The organism is Xanthomonas rydalmerensis (assembly GCF_033170385.1).
GTDB classification, from domain to species: domain Bacteria; phylum Pseudomonadota; class Gammaproteobacteria; order Xanthomonadales; family Xanthomonadaceae; genus Xanthomonas_A; species Xanthomonas_A rydalmerensis.
The window spans coordinates 43,963-63,530 of the sequence record NZ_CP126170.1 but is presented as its reverse complement, the minus strand read 5'-3'; the positions used below and the strand labels follow the sequence as shown (position 1 = coordinate 63,530).

Below are 19,568 nucleotides of genomic sequence, written 5' to 3'. Positions count from 1 at the left end.
AAGGCATGGCGGCGGCTGTGCCCGGCTGCCGGACCCGGCAGCGCTGGGCGCGGACTTTAGCAGAGCAGGGGCTGGGTCGCCATGGGATCTGGGATGGGCGGCAGGTTTGCCTCGGGCCTTGGGGTTGGGCCTCGGGGTCGCGGGGGTCGCGAGCGGTCGTAGGAGCGGCTTTAGCCGCGACCGGGCTTTAACGCGAAGGTCGCGGTCGCGGCTGATGCCGCTCCTACGGTCATTCTTTTCCGACAGTCATGTCAAGCAAAAGCAAAGGCTTTCGCCCTTTCGGGCGAGTTACTTTTCTTTGCTCGCGCAAAGAAAAGGTAACCAAAAGAAAGCGCGCCCTGCCTACGCGCCCTCCGCGCTGCGCGCTCCGGGTCCGCGTCCAGCCCGGGGATTCGCGGAAGGGGCATCCTGCCCCTGCCGCGAACGGCGCACATCCCTGTGCGCCGCCCTTCGGGTTTTTCCCCGAACTGGCCGCCGCTTCGGAAGGGAACCCGGCAGATAAAAAGCGACAGCCAAAGCCCAGCAACAGCAACAGCGACGGCAACTGCAACTGCCAGGGATATGGCTTGGGCTACAGCTACGGCAACATGCTTCTGAGAAACGCAAACGGGCGGGAGGACTCTCGCCCTCCCGCCCGCTGGCGCCGGCAGGTGGTGCCGACGTGGTGCTACGACGCCCTGCGATCAGTGCCAGTGCAGGTTGAACGAGACGCCGACGATGCGCGGTTCGTTGTAGACGGCCGCCATGTAGTTCTCGATCACGCCCTTGAGGTTCTTCTCGTTGGTGATGTTGCGGGCGAACGCGGCCACTTCCCATGCGCCGTAGTCGCCGGTGTAGCCCAGCTTGAGGCCGCCTTCGAAGTTGCCGTCGGAGGTGAACTCGGTGGAGTCGTACAGCACGAAGCTGGTGTAGCCCTGCTTGTTCCAGTCGGTGGCGACGAAGAACGCGCCGCCGTCGTTGACCGGGATGTCGTAGCGGGCGGCCAGGTTGACGTTGTACTTGGGTGCGTTCGGCAGCGGGTTGCCGTCGATCTGGGCGAAGGTGTTGCTGCCGATGCGGATGGTCGGATCCTTCACCGTGCACACCACCACGCCGTTCAGGCCGCACACCTGCGCGTATACGCGCTTGTCCTGGATCTCGCTGTGCAGCAGGCTCAGGCCGGCGGTCAGCGACAGGTTGGGGATCGGGCGCCAGTCCAGATCGGCTTCCATGCCGTAGGCCTTGGCTTTGTCGGCATTGAACAGCACGCCGTTGCCGTTGGAGTCGTTGCCGTTGAGCTGGATGTCGTCGACGGTGTAGGTGAAGCCGGTGACGTTCAGGCGCAGGCGGTTGTCGAACAGGTTGCTCTTGATGCCCGCTTCCCACGACAGGATGGTTTCCGAGTCGGCGGTGGTGAAGTCGGAATTGAACACCGCCGAACGGCCCTGGATGGTCGGGCCACGGAAGCCGCGGGCGACTTTCGCGTACACGTTGACGTTCGGGTTGAGCTCGTACATCGCGCTCAGGTCCCAGCTCGGCTGGGTGTCGGCCAGGCGCACGTCGCGGCGGCCCTTGTAGGTGACCACGCCGGCCGCGGTGTCGGCGGTCTTGAGCAGCTTGGTCTCCTTGCTGTCGCGGGTCTGGCGCACGCCGGCGGTCAGGGTCAGCGCATCGGTGACCTTGTAGGTCAGCTGGCCGAAGCCGGCCCAGGAGGTGTTGCTGTTGTGCAGGCGCACCCAGTTGTTGGGATTGCGCGCGGCGGTCTGCAGGAAGTAGGCGCGCTGGTAGAAATCGGTGGTGTCCTTGCCGTCGAAGTAGAACGCGCCGGCCTGCCACTGCAGCGGCGCGTCGCCTTCGCTGGCCAGGCGCAGTTCCTGGGTGTACTGGTCCAGGTCGCGCACCTGGCCCATCGACTGGCCGTAGCCGTTGGGTACGCCGTTGACCGGGAAGTTGGCCGCGGCGCCGCCGTCGGTGTCGCCGCGGCTGTAGCCGGAGGTGGTCTCGTAGGCGCTGATCGAGGTCAGCGAGACGCCGCCGAAGTCGTAGATCGCCTTCAGCGAGGCACCGTGGGTCTTGTACGCCTGCGGGTTGTCGTGGGCTTCGTCGTAGGCCACCTGGTCGCGCGGCACGTCGACCTTGTTGGATCCCTTGGTCAGCGCGCCGCGCAGGAACAGGGTGGAGGTGCCGTCGTAGTCGCGGGTGTGGAACGAACCCAGCAGCGAGAAGTTCTCGCTCGGCTTCAGCAGCAGTTGCAGTCGCGCGTTGCGGTCGTCGTAGCCGCCCATCGCGTCCTTCTTCGGGGTGACCGTGCCGTCGGCGCTGGGGCCGTTGTAGGTGTTGTCCACCCAGTCGTCGCGGTGCTGGTACAAGGTGGACACGCGGAACGACAGCACGTCGTTGATCGGGCCGCCGATGCCGCCGTCGACCGAGACCGTGTTGTAGCTGCCGTAGCTGGCGGTGACGCGGCCGGTGTAGTCGTCGCTGGGCTTGATGCTGTCGAACTTGACGATGCCGGCGGTGGTGTTGCGGCCGAACAGCGAGCCCTGCGGGCCGCGCAGCACTTCCACCTGGTCCACGTCGTAGACCGGGTTCGACTTCAACACCACGTGCTCCAGCACCACATCGTCCTGGATGATCGACACCGGTTGCGAGGCGCCGAGATAAAAGTCGATATTGCCCAGGCCGCGGATATAGAAGCGCGGGAAGATGCGGCCGGTGGTGGTTTCGGCGTAGAAGCTGGGCACGCGGCCGGACAGCGCCAGCAGCGTGTCGTCGCCGCCGGCGGTGAAGTCGCGCATCGCCTCGCCCTGCACCACGCCCACCGACACCGGCACCTCCTGCAGGTTCTGCTCGCGGTGCTCGGCGGTGACGATGATGGTGTCCAGCGAGGTTGCCGCATCGCCATTGCCGGCGACATTGGCCGGCCGCGTCTCGCTGCCGGCCAGCGACGGCGCGCTGTCCTGCGCGGCGGCAGCGGCGGCGACCGAGGCCAGCACCAGGGCGGCGCAGGCCTGCGCCAGGCGGGTACGGGCCGGCGCGGCGCGCGCGGTCAGCGGCCGCGGGGAGAGTTGGGGATGCAGCATGTCGGATCCTTGTGAGCGCGCAGAATCGAGTCCGTTCGGCTTGCGCAGCAGCCCGCGACGGCATGCGCCATACGGTGGCGCAGCGCGGCACGATATGTCGTTTGTGTTGCACGGCCATTGCAATGGCGGCGCCAGGGCCACGACGCGGCGGCGCGTGACCGCTTCACGTCGCGCCACGCCGCGAAGCGGACATCCGCGGACCTGCATCTCACTGCGCCGCCACCTGGTCAGGCCTGCGCGTCACCACATCGCGCAGACACCCTGGGCACGGACGCCCTCGCCCGCGCCAGTGGCCCATCAAGGCGTGCAGCGCTGCGCGGCGAATTCGGCCAGGCGCCGGGTGAGCGTTCCTTCCCGCCAGGCGATGTCGAGAATCACCCAGCGATCGTCCTGCCGGCCGAGCACCACCGTGTCCGTCCACTGCAGGCTATCGACGGCTAGGCGGGCGCGCACCCGGGCGGTGTCGCCCTTGACCTGCGCGATCGTCGAGACCATCGCGGTGGGCTGGTCCGGCCACAGGAAGAACGGACTCTGGTCCAGCATGTGCGGCTTGACGTCTGCCGGCACTCGCCTGGCGCAGGCCGCCTCGTAGGCGCGCTGCGCCTCCAGCGCCGCGAACAATTCCCGCCCCAGCAGATGCCGTACCTGCGCGACGTCGCCGTCGGCATGCTCGGGCGCGATCGCCCAGGCATAGAACGTCTGGACCGTACTCACCGGCGACTCGCCCGCGGTGGCGGCGAACGCGCTCAGCCACAGGCTCATCGCATACAGGAACCGCATTCCCCTCATGGATCGCCGACCCCTTGGGCCGCCAGGCGCGGCCCGGCGATCCTCGACCAGGCGCTGCGCGCCGTCAATGCGGGCGCGGCCGCGCGCGCCAGCACGTCATCAGGGCGTGCCTCAATCGCTGTCCACTCCGAGTACGCTCAGGCGCAGCGGCGGTGCGTCCGGGCCGGCCGGCGCATGCGCCAATCGTCCCGTCACCCGCACCACCTGCCCAGTGCCTTCCTCGCGCAGATGCGCCGCCTGGTCCACGGTGACCGCCAGCCGCAGCTGGCGCACCTGCTCGTGCCGCGGCTGGCGTCCGTCCGCCGACGCCGCCACGCACAACGGCTGCGGCAGGATCAGCACCTCTTCCTGGGTGGCTGCCGCACCGGCATCGGCATGCGTGTGCGCATGCGGCGCGGCGGGTTCGACGGACGACGGCGCCAGCGTGCCGGACAAAGTGACCTGGGTCGGCCCGTACGGCAGGCAATGCTTGGGCGCTGCCATCAGCGCGGGCGCAATGCCGATCGACAGCAGCGGAAACAGCGACAGGGTTCGGATCAGCATCGTGGCACGCGGATGGAGACGGGCCGCCGAGCATACCCAAGCGCGATGGCGGCCGTACTGCAGCCCGGCGGCATCACCGCAGTGTGCCGTACGGCGTTGCCGCCGAGACCACACCGGCCGTCAGGGTTCGCGCTCCACCACGACCTCGGTGAACCGCGGTTCGGCGGCGATCAGCGCATGCAACTGCGCAAAGCACGGATCGTCGTCGCGCATCGCATGCCGGCCGAGGATGCGCTCCCAGAACGAGCGCTGCTTTTCGATCTGCAGCATCCAGGTATGGTTGCCATCGACCTCTTCCTCGGCGTAGGCGCCGACCAGATAGCTGCGCCCCTGGCATTCCGCTTCGGAAGCCCAGCCCCAATCCTCCGGGTCCGGTTCGGACAGGACCATGGCGTGGCCCACACGCACGCGCAGCCAGTCCAGCAGCGAACTGCCGCGGATCGGATTGATCGGATTTTCCGGCTCGGCGCTCACCTCGAACAGGCGGGAGCGGAAGTGAATAACAGGATGCATGCGGCAGCTTGACTCTCGAACGATCGGATGACGGACGCACGCATCGGCGCGACTGCGTTATGCGTGCAGGCGCGGATGCGCAGTCCCGGAGGATAAACGCGGGCGCGTCGGTCCAGGGTGGACAGCGGCGCGGTGCGTCGTGCGGCCCGGCGCAATCGCCTGCGGCCAGCGGACGCGGCGCTGTTGGTGCCGCGCTCGCAGCGTCCGGCGGCCAGAACCGGACGCCATCGCCGCAACCGGCCGGACCCATTGCAGCACGCGTGCATGACAAGTCATCGCATCCTTCGTAGACAGGCACGCGCACCCAGAGACGCCCAGATGCCGATCGCGGCAGCGAGCCACACGCCGGCGACCTTGAAGCAGGACGAGGCGAAGGCCAGGTGGGGACAGGACCCTGCACGGCGTTCAACCGTTCCGGTTGCGCTAAAGCGGTCAAAGCGACGCTGCGGCGGCACGGCGTCATGGTGTTTGCCCCGGCTCCGGCTCCAGATCCGGCTCGAACGGACGATCGGGCAGTCGCTGCCCGCACCACGGGCAGAACTGCACGCAGATCGCGTCATTGAGGTACCAGGTCGGATCCTCGCCACGGAACAACTCGAACCCGATCCGCACCACCCTGTCCGGCTTGGTCACTGCCTCGAACATGCTGAAGCAGCAATAGCGAGCGACGCGCTCGCGCCACGCCCCGCTCTCGGGAAACTGTGCCTCCAGCCAGAGCGCACTCCAGGCCTGGCAAGCGCTACATTGCGCCAGATGCGACAGCGCAGCGTAGGTCGGCGGATCAGGGAAGTGTTCCTCTTCCACCTCGATCAAGCCTTCGAGCGCCATCACCAGTTCGGGTCTTTGGTGAATCTGATCGCGCAGCGCCGACAGCGTGTATCGCGTGATGAAGCAGGTGCCGGAATGCGGCATAGGTGCAATCCATTGCAGTCCAAGGCCAGAAAGCGTAGCGCGATACAGCCGCTTCGAGGTTAAGCGCCCGCCGCGCTCCACAGCGCATAGCCCGACAGCCCCAATCCCACCAGGGCGAACCCGCCCCAGAAGGCCGCCGCGTCGGCCGAGACCACGCGTGGGGCCAGATAGGCGCTGCGCTTGCCGGATTTGCTGCGCCGTTTGCTGCTCCAGGGTTCGACGCTGTAATAGCCGAACGAGAACGCCGGCACCACGAGCATGCCGACGACGTAGCACAGGCCGTAGAGGACGATCTCGAACAGTGGGCGCAGCACAACCTCGGTCAGCAGGCTTGCGGGCATGGTGTCACCTGATCCAGACAGACGTGATGTGCGGCGCCGGCCACGCCCCGTTGAACCTGCATGCGATGCTCGCCGAGCGGCAAGTGCCCGTCAACGGCCGGTGCCCTCGATCACCGGCTGTCGCTGAGCAGTCGTTGCACCAGCTCGAATCCGAGCACCGACATCGACGGATAGCGAGCGTACTCGTCCACCGACAACATCCGCACGAAGGTATCGCCCTCGTGCAAGGCGCCGGTGATGTGGAAGGTCAGCCGTTCCCTGGCGTCGCTGGGCAGCGGCGCGTGGCCGATGAGTTGCCAGTCGCCGCTCTTGAGCTTCTGGGCGCCGGTAAACAGCAATCGGATGTCCTTGTCGCCATCGCGCACCGGCAGCGGCCGTGCCGGCGACGGACCAAGCGTCGGGGCCGAGGCCTGATGTTCCAGCACACAGAAGCCGACCACCTTGCGATAGTCGCCCTGCGGCGCCCACAGCACCTGGCAGAGCGCATACACCGCCGTGTCCAAGGGACCGCGAAGACATCGCCCGCCCGGTACTTCACTGCCATGCCACCACCCTCTTGCGTCTGAAGCCTGGATCGACGCAAGGCTATCCCGCGGTGTGCCTGATGGCATCCACCTTACAGTCCGAGGCGTTCGCCGGCGTCGATGCCGCTGGTCGACGCGCATGACGTGCGATGAGCCGTGCCGCGCGCCACAGCGTCATGCCGGCCAGACGCCGCCACCTCCTCGCCCATCGTTCGCTCGCCACCGGTTCACCCCCGGTGGCCCACACTGTCTCCCCACCTTTGGAGCGACTCTGATGCACAAGACCTGGCTGCTCGCCTTGTTGGCGGTTCCCGCACTGGCCCACGCTGCCCCGGACGAGGACACCGCGATGTGCCGCAACGGCGGCTTCCCCATGAGCACGGCCGGGTTTTCGCTCGCCAAGGTCGCGGTGCCGCGCCTGTACCTGCTCAACGACGACGACGGCTGCCCGGCCAAGGGCGAGGCCGCGTGCCGGCAGCGCGCCTATGTGGTCAAGGACGACACCGTGATCCTGGCGCAGCGTCAGGGCGGCTTCGTCTGCGCGTTCTACCCCAATAAGGTCGGCGGCAGCGCCGGCTGGGTGGCGGCGTCGAGCGTGCAGCCACTGCCGGCGACGGCCGCCCCGAAGCCGCAGGCCTGGGTCGGTCAATGGCACGACGGCGACAACGAACTGCAACTGATCGCCAATGGCGACGGCACCATCACCGCCAACGGCGATGCCTACTGGCCCAGCGCCAACCCGAGTCCCGAGGAAAGGCCCGGCGGCCCGAACCTGGGCGCCGTCACCGCGCGCGGCTTTCCCGAAGGCAATCGGCTGGAGCTGAGCGAGGACGACTGCAAGGTCCGCCTGCAACTGCTCGGCGACCTGATGGTCGTCTCGGATAACCTGCAGTGCGGCGGAGCCAATGTGAGCTTCAATGGTGTGTACCGGCGCAAGGCCGCGAAGCACTGAGGCGCAGCCTCTGCGGTTCCCTCGTTCGGTGTGGTCCAGGCGGCGATCCGGTGCCGCCTGGGTTTTCTTTAGAAGATCGCGCCCCGCGGTGTGATTCCAGTTTGCGTCACAAACCCACGCTTTGCGCGACGAGGTCAGCGAACACCCACACATCGCCCTTGTCGTACGTTTCAGGTGCCTCCGTTCCGCCCAGCGTCGGATAGGGCTGCGGGATATAGATCTGTCCAGGCTTCAACGGGCCGAGACGCGCAGCGATTTCCCGTACGTGGTCGCCGCGTAGCACGTACTCCTCAAAGCCCGGATCGCGCAGGATGGCCGCCTCGAACGCCGCGGTAGAGGCATGCGCGCCATACGACTTGCCCGCGGCCTTGAACGGATGCAACACCGCGTAATCCTGGCTGGCCGGATCATGCAAAAAGAAGTGGCCGAGACTCGAGTAGCCGACGACGACAGTGTACGCCGGGAACGCGTCCGCCCAGGGGCCGAGCACCTCGTGCGATTCCGGCGTAATCAGGTAATACAGCGGGACGTTCGTCGCGTCACCACGCTCTGTACTCTCGCTCATTGGACACCTTGCTGCGATGGCGGCTTAGGATACCAAGGCACGCGCGTCCGCCTGCGTTCATCGTGATCACCTAGGCCTTGGCGACAGCTCCGTAGCACTTGGCAGAGCCATCCAGAAAGAACTGCACGTCGCGCTCTTCGCACCATGCTTCAAGCTCGGTCTTGAACACCGGCCACAGCTCGCGCGCCCATGCAGGTGCACTCTGCGCCCAGGCATGCTCGGTGGGCACGTAGACCGTGGGCACGCCCATCGGGAAGTCCAGCACGAACTCGCCGCCCGGTCCGATGCAGACGAGTTCCTCCTTCCAGCGTGGTTGGAATTGGAATGTGGTCATCAGGATGGTGAGTGGCTGATTGATGCCAGCAACGGATTAGGCGGGTCTAGAGTATGGTGCGCCAGAACCATCAGAAGTCGACAGATCCTCAAACCCGCGCTCGAGCGTGGAACCCGGCTTTTCGTCTGTGATGAGATCGCCGCACGAAATTTTCAAACCGCTCATATCGCTCCTGTCTATCCAAAGCCTGCGTCGCTTCGTAGTGCGATACGACTTAGGCTCGGATCAACCAGTCTTCATGTATACGCAGTTCCCCCCAGCGCGCTGCCGGCCACGTGCATGGCCGGATTGGCGCTTGGCCTGGCGGCCGCAGCCGGCAGTGCAGCGCTATCGCAGACGTCGCCTACGCGTCATCGGCTACTCCGCGCGGTTGAAGCGGTTCATCGTGATTGCCGGCTGGCCGTTGATGTTCAACCAGACCACGGTTTCGGTCATCGTCTTGCCGTCAGGCGCGACGGTGTAGGTGCGCGTCGTGCGTGGCATTCCCTTCAAGTAGAACGCAGCGACCATTACGTTCGGCGCCGGCAGCCACACGGCCGTCGTGTCGATCGTCGGGTATCCATTGCTTGGGGCAGCGGTGCCATCGAGCGGATAGATGGCGACGGCGTGGATGTCATGCCCATCGCCACCGACGATGTCGGCATTCGTCTGCCACTTGCCCTTGCCAACATCGCTGTAGGTAATCGCGCCGCTCTTCGGCCGCTGCTCGGGCGGCGCCGGCATGCTCGCGACATCGAGCACCCACTTGCCGAGCAAGGGCGACTTGAAGGATTGGGCGAGCGCGGGCGCGCTACAGACCAGGCCCACGATTAGCAGCAGTACGGCGAGATGCTTCTTCATATTGTCTCTCTAGCGACTGAGGCGCATTGCTGCATGACTTTACCGTGGCGGTTCTAAAGGCATCCGACACTAAGAGTTATAAGATGACACGAATCGTCGCTGCATGCGATTTCTTTTTCCGCGTTGGGACGGCTAGCGCCACGCCGAGTAGGTCCTCACATGGGAGCGTTCGAGTCGTCCGTCAGTGTCCGTGTCATGTCGATCACATAGCCGACTTCCGGAGCAGCGACTGCTCGGCGGCGATGACGCACCGTAGCCATCGTGGCGCCGTTTCTTTGCAGGCGTCGAAGAAGTAGTCGCTCGACCCGACGACAGCCGATCCCGCGAGATGGCGGTCAAGGCCATGCTGTATTTGCTCTGCGTCATAGGTCCGGTGGGACGTCTCTCATTGCATCAGCACGTCTTGCCGAGTGTCACCAACAGGTGCACGGCCCTGTCGGGGGGCGCATCATCCTGCGGTCGCGCAATCGGGCTGCTGGTGCCGGCGGCGACGATGGTCTTGATCTGGCAAGCGGGAATGCCCTGCTCCAGCAGATAGTCATAAACCAGTTCGGCGCGACGTGCGGACAACATCATGCACGATGCAGGGCTGCACTCGGTTGCATTCGCTCTTCCCATCAAGTCATAAACGACGTTCGGATACTCCTTCATGATCGACACATTCATCTGTAGATTCTCGTGTTGAAGCCCACCCGTGTTGTCCATCGATTGCTCAAGGTTCTCCCCTACAAGCGGATGCCCCTGTCTGAAGTAGACCGGTCGCCAGTCAAGCGACATCGACTGCGCCGGGCCTGCCACCAACACGATGGCAAAGAGCGTCAAGATCTTCATTGCGGCAACGCGGATCGCTTGCATGTGTCATCCCCTGATTGATCCGATGCGTGAAGTGTTCGGCTTGGCAACTCAAGTCTGTAGCAGCGGCTTGTGGTGCGCCGAGTACGGCACAGAGCTTATGAGCAAAACTAGGGTCAGAGTGCACTTTCTAGAGCGCCGCTCACAGGGAAACTGTACTCTGACCCCATTTAGCCTGGGCTGCGAATCCACCGGCATCGCACATTGGCTCTCGCCCAACAGGAGTGCGCGCAAACTCTATTCGACATTGCGCGTTGGCCGCGAAGCATTGGTCAGGCGATGGCCGCTGGAACTTATCTCCCGATGGCTAGAGCGCTTGAAATCGTTGCCGCAAGCGGTCGCCGATCAAATGCAGCTGGCGGCCTGAAAACTTGGGGATACCTAAGACTCTGCCCCCTGTTTTTGCAAGTGCTATAGCGCCAAATTCTGGCATGCGCTACATCAACAATGTAGTGACCCCTCCAAGAGCTGGAGTTGCAATAACAAAAAGAACGGAGAATTAGGGCCAGGATGCATTTTCTAGGTGCCGGGCACGAATAGAAGATGCTCTGGCCCCTATTTTCCTTAGATTCGGCGACGATTACTGATGGCCCTTACCCGTGTGGAGAGCGCCTCAGTGAGCACACCATTTTGATCGTGTGCTTTAACAATCAGCTCCGCCTCATCGACAAGTTTATTTGTCTCTTCTTTAATGCGATCGGCGTCCGGATCGTCTAGCGATGCGACGTCCACGACTGAGGCCGCGCAGCCCACATCAATCAACCCATCTTGCCGTTCTGCCCTCGACATTCCGCAAGCCTTCTCGCGCAAATGGTCCACAGCATCCCGTAGCGCTTTTTGCTTCACTGTAATATCCATGGAGATCTCCTATTTTTCCTAGTGTCAGAGTTAAGCTGTGCCGCTAAGCCGCATCTATTTGAATGAATTGTTACGTACCAAGAAAACAGGGGTCAGAGTTAACTTTTAAAGATTTTGCACACAAGAAAAGTGCACTCTGACCCCTGTTTTTCTCGTCAGGGTCAATCGCTGCGCCGCAATGAGTGCCTCAACTGACCGCAACAGAACCGCCTCGCGCAGCGCGTGCATCGGCTCCAATGAATCACACAGGTACTTCTGCAATACTTGGCTGGCGCGCATGGTCGTCAGTACTCTATCGGTTTAGTCACCTTGAAGACTGCGCCATGCGCGCACTTGTTTCCAGCCTAGCCAGCGTTAACTGGTTGATCATAATCGGAAAAACGTGGGGATACCTCAGACTCTGACCCCTATTTCTCTAACCCCTATTCCTCTGGGAAAGTCCTCAGTGGAATAACTAATACTAGCTTGCTTGCCGCACAGCGCGCAGTTCAAGCATTGTTGCTTCACCTTGCGGAGTGAGGGCCCAAAAAAGGGCCATTCCGCCCCGTGTGGTCTTCATATAACTGACCTGCACATGCCCAAGAGCCTTAAGCTGAACTTTGATCGTTTGAAAGTCATGATCGTTGATCTTGCATTCGTAGTATTCTTGGTCTTTGTGTTCTAAAATCGCCTTCTTGAGCGTGAGCATTACTGACGTGTCGTTCGGATGCTCTAGAAGGTAAGGGGCAATAAGCGCAAATATCTCACCCCACGTCAGTAAATACTCCCAGTTCCGCCATGCATAATCGCGCGCGACCTTCAGTTGACCGTGGACAGAAAACGAATCCGTCAACGTCGCTAGATTGGCCAGACGTTGTTGAGTATTAACCCGAGCTTCTGTTAGCGCAGCCCGCAACTCCTCGTTTTCTCGTCGAACACCGTTTAGCTCGGTTAGAAGCTGGTTAGAACCAACCTGATTTGCTCGAACCCATCCTACCGCCGGATAGGTCTTAATGGTCTTCGACAGGCTCAGTGCCACTAGGCCCGGGAGGTCGCTCGCCATGCGCCAGTATTTTACTAGGCGGCCCACTTCAACCTTGGCGCGAAATTCCTGGAGGCGTGCCGTCAGTCCAGGATCTTTGTCCGTCTTTCCCACAGCAATCTCGTCAGGATTTTGGTGTAAAAATGCGATGACTTTTAAACCCAACGATACTGCATAGTCATACTCCTTTTCGGTATAGCTGATACCTTCCCGGGTAGTGCTACCGTAACGACCTCCAATAATCAGTAAGTAGTAATCACAGTCATTGATGACACGCTTGATGAAGTCAAACTGTTCCTCGTCAGTGGCGGGGAACAGCTCCATTCCTGCTGGGATGCAGTCCATTTCCATGAGCGTCTGAATTACGTGCTGTCTCTCATCCTTAAGGTCGGCATAAGTAGAGCTCAGAAAAACTTGATATCGCTTGTCCATTGATAAACTTTCCTAAGCAAGCTAACACCTGAGCTAAACCGCGCCACGACGCCTGAGTTAAGCCGCCCCGCAGCGGGACGGCGGACGCGTGCTAGCGTAGCGCAGGCAAGTGGCCGTCGCCACGATGCGGGGTCGGCTTGAACGAATTGTTATACATCAACCGCAATTTCGAGCTTTTTGTTCTCGATGAGCCAACGCTCTTGGAACATGCGGCGTGCCGCCCAACCTATCTCTTTAAGATACCAACCATTCACAGATCCGCCTACGATCGCTCCAACTGCAGGTATGGCTTGCATTGCCTTGCGCTTTGTTAGATTGACCCCTAGCTGTTTTGCGAGTGTCTTTATCGCAATCACTCCTGCCTCCTTGCTAAATCGGTCTGTAGCCGCTTTTTCCGCAATTTTTTTCCAAGTATTTTTGGCGATTATTACTTGCATCATTCGCAGTGTGCCGAGTGCGGCCACTTTTTCAGACATTTCATTGGCGCTAGAAGCAGAAAGAACAGAAAGCACGAATTGCTTGTCCTCTTCAGTTTTGACCTCAAATCCATAACAGATTCCAATCTTATGAATCGTGCGTAGCGCAAGCACTAGAACGGCTGGCATATCAATTGCGATTCCGGCGATTCCAGCGGCTCCCGTAACAGCTCCTTCTGCGCTGGCAATGCCGATAGCCCAGTTATGCATTGCGTCGGCTAATTCATCAGATTTCTCAAGACTTAAGTTCTTAAGTTCGGAGATGGATGAAATCCCTGCATCTCGCAGCACATCGCCTGTATCTGTAAGCCAATCGGCAGTCGAGGACGAGAAATCTATAATTCCTTGGATAGCTGAAATTGGTACAATTTTATTTATCAACCATGAGACAGGCGAGAGAAATTTTCCAACTGCTTCCGAGACAACAGATGGCGGCTCCAGCTTCCATGCCTCAATTAATTTCAATTGCCCTTGCTCATAATCCGTTAACCGCATTGAAGTCCCCCATGATGGATAACACCTGAGTTAAGCCGCGCCGCGAAGCCGCTTCGGCTCGGACGAATTGTTAGAGGGCTAGTCCCACGACAGCCACCACCAACGTTGACCATTAGGATAAAAGGGGTCAAAGCACACTTTCCAAGAAAATTGCACTCTGACCCCTGTCTCCCAGCTAAAACGCAACCTGGCCCCGTTTGTTTCTAACAGTTAGACATCACGCCCCAATGTGAAATACGCATCCGACGTTCTTTGCTCCCTGGAATCCTACGGCCAGTAAGTTGCCGTATCCCAAATCGTATGACGGCGGTGGGAACAAGCTATGCGTACTAAGGGCAGTGCTGTTTCCAAGCCATTCAAGTGCATCCACTAGTTCGATCTCAAGAATTCCTCGAATCTGACTGCTGTAATCAAACGGCCGCCGTACAGCATCACCCTTCTTTCGCATTAGAAGTCCGTGTTGTGCATGTGGGCGTACAAAGACAGAAGGCGCTGCAATTCTGAGGTCAATTAACTCCGTATTTGGTCCGGCGTAGAATCCGGGACGCTTACTATCAGGTGCAACGGCATCGGCAGCGACCAAAAGCACGTACGCTTTTCCAGATGGGTCAGAACGTGGTACGCGACGCTCAAAATGAAGGTACTCGCCAGATGGGCCAACCGATTTTGCACTATGGCAAGCGAACCACAGCGCCACCCAGATGTTATCTACTAGGTCAATCCAAGTTGTTCTAAGTCCGTAATGCTGAAGCAGCGCTTCATGTGCGTAATCGCAAGTGGCTTTTAGTGGCCTTGAAAATCTTGCGATCGCTCCATTAATTCGATTTATAGCGTTAGATCCGCCTCGCGCCGTTGAAATCCCGCGAAAGGCTGTTGGAGGCATAGTTGGATATAGCCTAGACTCGCCACGGAAGTAGACCAACTCTGAATTTTTGCTTCCCCTGACATGCTTCAGGTATCCAGCCGCTTGAATTAGTGTGTGCGTGTCTTTGACCTTGAAAATGACTTGGCCTTGAGGCGTAGTGAATGCGGTGGCGCCTCGAATGTTTAGTTTTCTCAACGGCACTGATAATCCCCCAACGATGCCTAATGCTCAATAAAGGACTCAGGGAATTAATCCCCTAGTCCCAATCCCCTCGAACGTCGCAGCCGGACGACATGCATCGGGATACCTGGAAGTCCCAGATGTAGCTGACACAGCATTGCGATTCACGCGGCTATGAGAGCGGCCCAGCATACTCATCACTTACAGATAACCGGGTCAGAGTGCGATTTCTAAGATGCTGGGCACGGGAAAAGAGCAAGCTGACGCCATTTTCTCTACCAAAGTGTCTGCTCGCGTCACCAAGTTCGCAGGTTATAAAGATTAGGACTTATGCCGCCGGTATTGATTGTTGGTACTCGGACTACTGTAACTACTGCCCTTATGCGAAGAGCCGTGGCCAGACGAGTAGTGCCCGCCGTGACTGGATGTGTGATGTGCGCCGGACGCACGGACTCGGGCGTCTACAGATGCAGCGGCCAGGCACATGGCGAAGCCGGCCAGCGCCGTGATGATCGAAACTCTGGTGAACATCGATTCCCCCTGAGAAATGTCGACTTCTAGCTTTCATGACGCGCACTGAGTGTGCGCTGCACAGCGCAAGCACGCGGAACCGTTAAATGAGATCCGCCGGGCGTCCCCCCCCCCCCAGATAGACGATTCTGTTGTAGCACGACGCGATGCGGCGCGTGGAGACAAATGTAGATTCTGTCCCGAAGTCGCCTCCTTGCGACAAGGCCTCCCGTTATCAAAGGGCGCGCTGCCGGCTTATGCCCTGCTGGATCAGGGCAACTCCATCACATTATTGCGCTGTGTCAGTTCGGCAACTTCGCCTTCGGTAACGATCCGCAACCGTGCGCCCTTGGCGTTACCGCCCGCCGGCAAAGCCAACCGCACGTTCGCAGTCTTCGGCTCCAAATCCCGCGGCGCCTCCAACGCAGGAAACGCTGCCCGCGCCAATTCCCTGCCACGCGCATCCTCCAACACCACAAACCCAGCCGGCGCATCCACATGCCCCAGGCTATGCACGTTGACTTCGATGGCATCGCTAGTCACCCGCACATCCCCACGCCCAATCCCTAGGTCCGGCCGCTCCTCGACCGGCACCGCAGCAGGCGTGACCAGCTCGAACTCCATCACCGACGTCTGCCCCGCCGGAAATTCCACATCCACCGCCCCGCTCTTCTCGAACGCAAATTCGCGGGTAGCCGCCTTGCCGTCGATCTTCCCATCGCCATCGCGATCAATACCCACACGCATGCGCCACTGCCCGGCGGCAACGTTCCAGCCGGTCATCTGCGCCCGCTGCACCTTGCCGCTGGTGTTGTAGCCGATGACGGTAAATCGATCCTGCCGCGGCTTCGGCAGCAGCAGTGCCACCTGCACCGCGCCTTCCGGATCGGAGAAGCGCCAGCTGACGGTCTGGCCGGGGTAGGTCTGGTTGCGCTTGAGGGCGACACCGCCCAGGCGGGCGCGTTGCAGGTTCACGGTGGGCGATTCGACGCGGTCGCTCCACCAGTGGCCTTCGGTGTTCATGTAGAAGGTCTGCAGTTTGTCGCGGGTCTCGGCGCGGTACAGGGTTTCCAGCCAGCGCGGGTCGCCGCTCTGTTCCCAGGCGACATGGTGGGCGAAGTCAGGGGCATCGTCGGCGTCGGCGTCGGCCGCTGTCTTGGCCAGGTCGGCGCCCCAGCTGTCGCGCTTGCCGAGCACGTCGAGGAAATTCTCGTTGAGCATTGACAGGCCGCCGGGGCCGGCCTTGGCGACGCGGTAGTCGATGGGCTTGAGGTAGCGCGCGTCGCCGGTCCAGCGGTAGGCGGCCCAGAAGGTGTGCAGGGTGTCGGGGCCGCCGCTGCCGTCGAACAGGCTGCCGCCGCGGGTCTTGCCGGTGGCCCAGTTGATCTCGTTGGGCAGCGCCCACTGGCCCTTGGCGTCGGTGTAGGCGTGGGCCAGGTAGCCGTCGGCCAAGCCGGTGACGATGCGGCGGCTATTGGGGTCGGCGTTGTAGCCGCCCAGCAGCAGCGCCGGGTGCAGGATCGGGAACGAGTAGGGTTTTTGCCACTGCCAGTTCGGTTCGCGGTAGACCTTGCGCCCGCCGAACCAGTTGCTGGCGAACAGCAGGTGGCCCTGCGGGTTGACCTGGATGATGGTGTCGAACGCCTTCACCGTGCGCATCAGCCGCTCCACCGTCAGCGGGTCGCCCCAGTTGAGGTAGAGCATGGCGCTGTTGATGTTGATGCCGTCTTCGTAGGAATGCAGTTCGTCGGTCTCGATGGTGGAGAGGCCGTCGGTGAACATGCCGTTGCGGTAGTTGGCGTCGGACAGGGCGGTGAGCGAGGCGTTGAGCTTGTCCGGGTCCACGCCCATCAGGGCGACGCCGGGCCATTGCTGGGTGAGGTCGGAATCGTCGGAGATGCCGCCACCGAAATCGCCGTAATCCACCTGGCGTTCGTCGATCCACCAGTTGATGTAGCGGCGCGTGGCCTTGAGGTCTTCCAGCTGCCAGAACGCCCAGCCCGGCACGCCCTTGGGCGGCTGCGGCAGTTGCACCGGCAGCGGGCCCTGGTTGCCGTAGCTGATGTCGGCCCAGTACTGGCGGCCCAGCGCATTGTCCGGGTCCACCCGCAGCAGGTCGTGGATGTCGGCATCCAGGCGCGCGTACAGGCGCTGGCGCTTGGAGGTGGTGTGTTCCTCGACCAGGAAGCCCCAGTTGTCCTTGACCTGATTGAAGCGATCGGCGATGTGCTCGGCCTTGGCCTGCTCGCGCGGTTTGAACAGCAGGCGCAGTTGCGCGCCGTCCAGCGCGCGCGCGTCGAAGCCGGGCGCGGCCGAGGCGATGCTGAGCATCAGGCTGTCGTCGCCGAGGATGCGGTCGCGCAAGTCCAGCCACAGGGTGCGCGCCTGCCCGGGCGCGACCGAGACCGACACGTCGAGCATGTCGCGGCCGGGCCAAATCGGATCCTTGACGCGGATGTTGAGCGGGATCAGGCCGTTGTGCGTGGCCGGCAGCTGCAGCGCCGGCAGGTCGATGGCGATGCCGTCCAGGCCATCGTGCATGTTCTCCCAGCCGTACGACCAGCTGCGCATCAGCGGCTGCGCGGCCGGGGCGTCGCCGAGGTTGGAGGGAATGAGCACGTGCACGATGGGCAGCGGCGGCACCGCGGTCTTTTCGTCGGCGCGCTTGCGTGAGGGCGCCTTGCTCGGCAGCGCGACCACGGTGCTGCGCTCGTCCGGCGGGTAGCGGCCGGCGATGTAGGCGCGCAGCGCGGCGAGGTTGGCGTAGTCCGGGGCGATGTCGCTGTGCACGGTGTAGCGCAGCGTGGCGCTGGGGTTGGCCGGCTCGGCGCCGGCACCGACGTCGTAGGCCCAGATCTCCTGGATCGGGGTTTCCTGGGCGATGTTGGTGAAGCGCAGGTGGCCGCCACGTCGGCGTTCGAACTGGTCGACGCTGCGCACCGTGCCCTGGGCGCGCGAGAACAGCGGCGTGGGCGTGGCGCCGTCGGCGGCATAGGTGGCCTGGCCGTAGGCGGCGCCGCGCAGTTCGATGCGGTTGAACGGTTCGTCGGGCAGGGCCAGGTCCAGCGCCTTGCCGCCTTCGACGTAGACGTTCCAGTCGGGCAGCTGGAAGTAGTCGTTGCGGCCGGGCAGGCGCGAGCGGTTGTACACGCCGGGCCAGGTGGTCTCGGCGATGCCGTCGGTCGCCTTCCACATCCACTCCTTCAGGTCCTTGGCGTCGGCGAACTCGACCTTGCGGATGCGCGTGGATGGCGCGTCCAGCACCGGCGGTGCACGGCCGTGGTCCCAGCCGAAGCGGTGCAGCCATGCGTTGCGCGCGGCGCTGTCGGGCACGGCCTCGGCGCTGCGCGGTTCCTGCTGCCGGGCCAGGGCGGCGACACCCGCGGCATCGAGCATGCGGTCGTACACGCGGATCTCGTCGAAGTCGCTGCCGCGCAGGAAGTTGTAGCGGCTCTGCACCTGGTGCGGCGCCAGCACGCGCGCGGCCAGGCCGAGCTGGTCGAGCGCGGCGTCGAAGTCGAGCGAGCCGCCATCGGCGCAGGCCTGGGTGCAGTCCACGCGTGCGGCTTCCTTGCCGTCCACGTACAGGCGCACGCCGCGGGTCTCGTCCCAGGCGAAGGCCAGGTGGGTCCAGGCGCTGGGTGCCGGGTTGCGGTCGAGCTTGAAGGAGACGCGGGTGCGCGCCAGGTTGGCATCGGTGACGAAGGCATCGAAGCCGTGGCCGTTCCAGTCGATGCGCAGCCAGGCCATGTCCCAGCTGGTGTGGTCGGCGTAGCCGACGCGGAAGATCACGAACGGGGCTTCGCCCACCGGGTAGCGCAAACGCCAGAAGAACGACAGCGTGCCACGCTGGGTGTAGATGTTGCCGGGGGCGTTCCAGGACAGCACGCCGTCGTCGGCCCATTCGATCGCCTGCCCGGACACGCCGGTGGGCACCAGGGCGATCTTGTCGCGGAAGTTGGGGGTTGCATCGCCCTGGGCGACGTCGGCGTCCAGGCCGTGGTCGGCGGAGACGCGGAACAGGAGTTCGGGGGCTGCGGCAGCGGCCGCGATGGTGGGGAGTGCGAGGGTGCAGAGCAGGGCCATGCGGTGCGCGATGCGGCGTGGAGCCTTCGCGTTGGCGATGCGTGCGCTACAGTTCTGGAGTGTCAAAGTGGATCGGGAAAGCCCGCCGCGGCTGAAGCCGCTCCTACGAAGAGCAGGTGCTGGTGTAGGAGCGGCTTCAGCCGCGACGCGCGATGCCGGCACATACGATGGCGTGCATGCGGAGCCGATGGCGGTCAGGCATCGCATCGCATGTGCCTCCAGGCGCTGCCATCCCCGGACCCCCATTGCCGCCACACCACGGGCAGCGCGCATGGCGCTGCGGCACATTGCCTGTTTCATCTCGCTCCTTTGCGATCGGCGCGCGCCATGACAGCGCGCGGCGATCTCCCTCCCCGGCCCGCGAGTATGCGGGCGGCGGGGCGTTGCCGATGCCGCAACGCGGCACCGGCGAACGCAG

General features: G+C 62.7%; 17 protein-coding genes and 2 pseudogenes. 2 read left to right on the top strand and 17 right to left on the bottom strand.

Annotated features, from left to right (window positions below):
* Positions 1–683 precede the first annotated feature (683 nt).
* The 7 genes from QN245_RS00280 to QN245_RS00250 all read right to left on the bottom strand — a co-directional run bounded on the left by QN245_RS00280 (position 684) and on the right by QN245_RS00250 (position 6,651).
* Positions 684–3,062 (bottom strand): TonB-dependent receptor, encoded by a 2,379-nt coding sequence (locus QN245_RS00280; RefSeq protein WP_317844232.1) that lies wholly within the window; start codon positions 3,060–3,062, stop codon positions 684–686.
* Between the two features lie 297 nt (positions 3,063–3,359).
* Positions 3,360–3,842, bottom strand: coding sequence for a nuclear transport factor 2 family protein (locus QN245_RS00275; RefSeq protein ID WP_184646941.1), 483 nt, complete (start codon positions 3,840–3,842; stop codon positions 3,360–3,362).
* A gap of 120 nt (positions 3,843–3,962) precedes the next feature.
* The gene (locus QN245_RS00270; RefSeq protein ID WP_317844231.1) at positions 3,963–4,394 is read right to left on the bottom strand and encodes a hypothetical protein; all 432 of its coding nucleotides are present in this window, start codon (positions 4,392–4,394) and stop codon (positions 3,963–3,965) included.
* Positions 4,395–4,514: 120 nt separating this feature from the next.
* Complete coding sequence (locus QN245_RS00265) at positions 4,515–4,907, bottom strand: hypothetical protein (RefSeq protein WP_184646937.1); 393 nt, start codon at positions 4,905–4,907, stop codon at positions 4,515–4,517.
* A 459-nt stretch (positions 4,908–5,366) separates the two neighbouring features.
* The gene (locus tag QN245_RS00260) at positions 5,367–5,819 is read right to left on the bottom strand and encodes a hypothetical protein (RefSeq protein ID WP_160967254.1); all 453 of its coding nucleotides are present in this window, start codon (positions 5,817–5,819) and stop codon (positions 5,367–5,369) included.
* A gap of 59 nt (positions 5,820–5,878) precedes the next feature.
* A complete protein-coding gene (locus QN245_RS00255) occupies positions 5,879–6,160 on the bottom strand; it encodes a hypothetical protein (protein ID WP_317844230.1) in 282 nt (93 codons plus the stop codon).
* Between the two features lie 110 nt (positions 6,161–6,270).
* Positions 6,271–6,651 carry a hypothetical protein gene (locus QN245_RS00250; protein WP_317844229.1) on the bottom strand — a complete coding sequence of 127 codons (381 nt, stop codon included), beginning with the start codon at positions 6,649–6,651 and terminating at the stop codon, positions 6,271–6,273.
* A gap of 307 nt (positions 6,652–6,958) precedes the next feature.
* Between QN245_RS00250 and QN245_RS00245 the strand changes: the two genes are divergently transcribed.
* Entirely contained in the window at positions 6,959–7,636 is a 678-nt protein-coding gene (locus QN245_RS00245) for a hypothetical protein (RefSeq protein WP_160967250.1), read from the top strand.
* A 106-nt stretch (positions 7,637–7,742) separates the two neighbouring features.
* On the opposite strand, the gene QN245_RS00240 is transcribed toward QN245_RS00245, so the two are convergent.
* The 4 genes from QN245_RS00240 to QN245_RS00225 form a co-directional block, all read right to left on the bottom strand.
* Positions 7,743–8,201 (bottom strand): T6SS immunity protein Tdi1 domain-containing protein, encoded by a 459-nt coding sequence (locus QN245_RS00240; RefSeq protein ID WP_255421718.1) that lies wholly within the window; start codon positions 8,199–8,201, stop codon positions 7,743–7,745.
* A 70-nt stretch (positions 8,202–8,271) separates the two neighbouring features.
* Positions 8,272–8,535 (bottom strand): hypothetical protein, encoded by a 264-nt coding sequence (locus QN245_RS00235; RefSeq protein WP_317844228.1) that lies wholly within the window; start codon positions 8,533–8,535, stop codon positions 8,272–8,274.
* Positions 8,536–8,892: 357 nt separating this feature from the next.
* On the bottom strand, positions 8,893–9,375 hold the full coding sequence (locus tag QN245_RS00230; RefSeq protein WP_317844227.1) for a hypothetical protein: 483 nt from the start codon (positions 9,373–9,375) through the stop codon (positions 8,893–8,895).
* A 393-nt stretch (positions 9,376–9,768) separates the two neighbouring features.
* Positions 9,769–10,230 carry an OmpA family protein gene (locus tag QN245_RS00225; RefSeq protein WP_317844226.1) on the bottom strand — a complete coding sequence of 154 codons (462 nt, stop codon included), beginning with the start codon at positions 10,228–10,230 and terminating at the stop codon, positions 9,769–9,771.
* Between the two features lie 172 nt (positions 10,231–10,402).
* On the opposite strand from QN245_RS00225, the pseudogene QN245_RS00220 reads away from it, so the two are divergent.
* Positions 10,403–10,594: pseudogene (locus QN245_RS00220) on the top strand (IS4 family transposase); the annotation flags it as partial.
* A 197-nt stretch (positions 10,595–10,791) separates the two neighbouring features.
* Here the strand turns inward: QN245_RS00220 and QN245_RS00215 are convergent.
* From QN245_RS00215 to QN245_RS00195, 6 genes and pseudogenes are all read right to left on the bottom strand, one after another.
* The gene (locus tag QN245_RS00215) at positions 10,792–11,085 is read right to left on the bottom strand and encodes a hypothetical protein (protein ID WP_317844225.1); all 294 of its coding nucleotides are present in this window, start codon (positions 11,083–11,085) and stop codon (positions 10,792–10,794) included.
* Between the two features lie 156 nt (positions 11,086–11,241).
* Positions 11,242–11,364 (bottom strand): annotated as a pseudogene (locus QN245_RS00210) (IS4 family transposase); the annotation flags it as partial.
* 181 nt (positions 11,365–11,545) lie between these two features.
* Positions 11,546–12,538, bottom strand: coding sequence for a DUF4062 domain-containing protein (locus QN245_RS00205; RefSeq protein ID WP_317844224.1), 993 nt, complete (start codon positions 12,536–12,538; stop codon positions 11,546–11,548).
* A gap of 149 nt (positions 12,539–12,687) precedes the next feature.
* Positions 12,688–13,479: an EcsC family protein gene (locus tag QN245_RS00200; RefSeq protein WP_317844223.1), complete on the bottom strand. Its 792-nt coding sequence runs from the start codon at positions 13,477–13,479 to the stop codon at positions 12,688–12,690.
* A gap of 247 nt (positions 13,480–13,726) precedes the next feature.
* On the bottom strand, positions 13,727–14,392 hold the full coding sequence (locus tag QN245_RS21470) for an FRG domain-containing protein (protein WP_425612974.1): 666 nt from the start codon (positions 14,390–14,392) through the stop codon (positions 13,727–13,729).
* A gap of 942 nt (positions 14,393–15,334) precedes the next feature.
* Positions 15,335–19,150, bottom strand: coding sequence for a LamG-like jellyroll fold domain-containing protein (locus QN245_RS00195; RefSeq protein WP_317844222.1), 3,816 nt, complete (start codon positions 19,148–19,150; stop codon positions 15,335–15,337).
* Positions 19,151–19,568 lie beyond the last annotated feature (418 nt).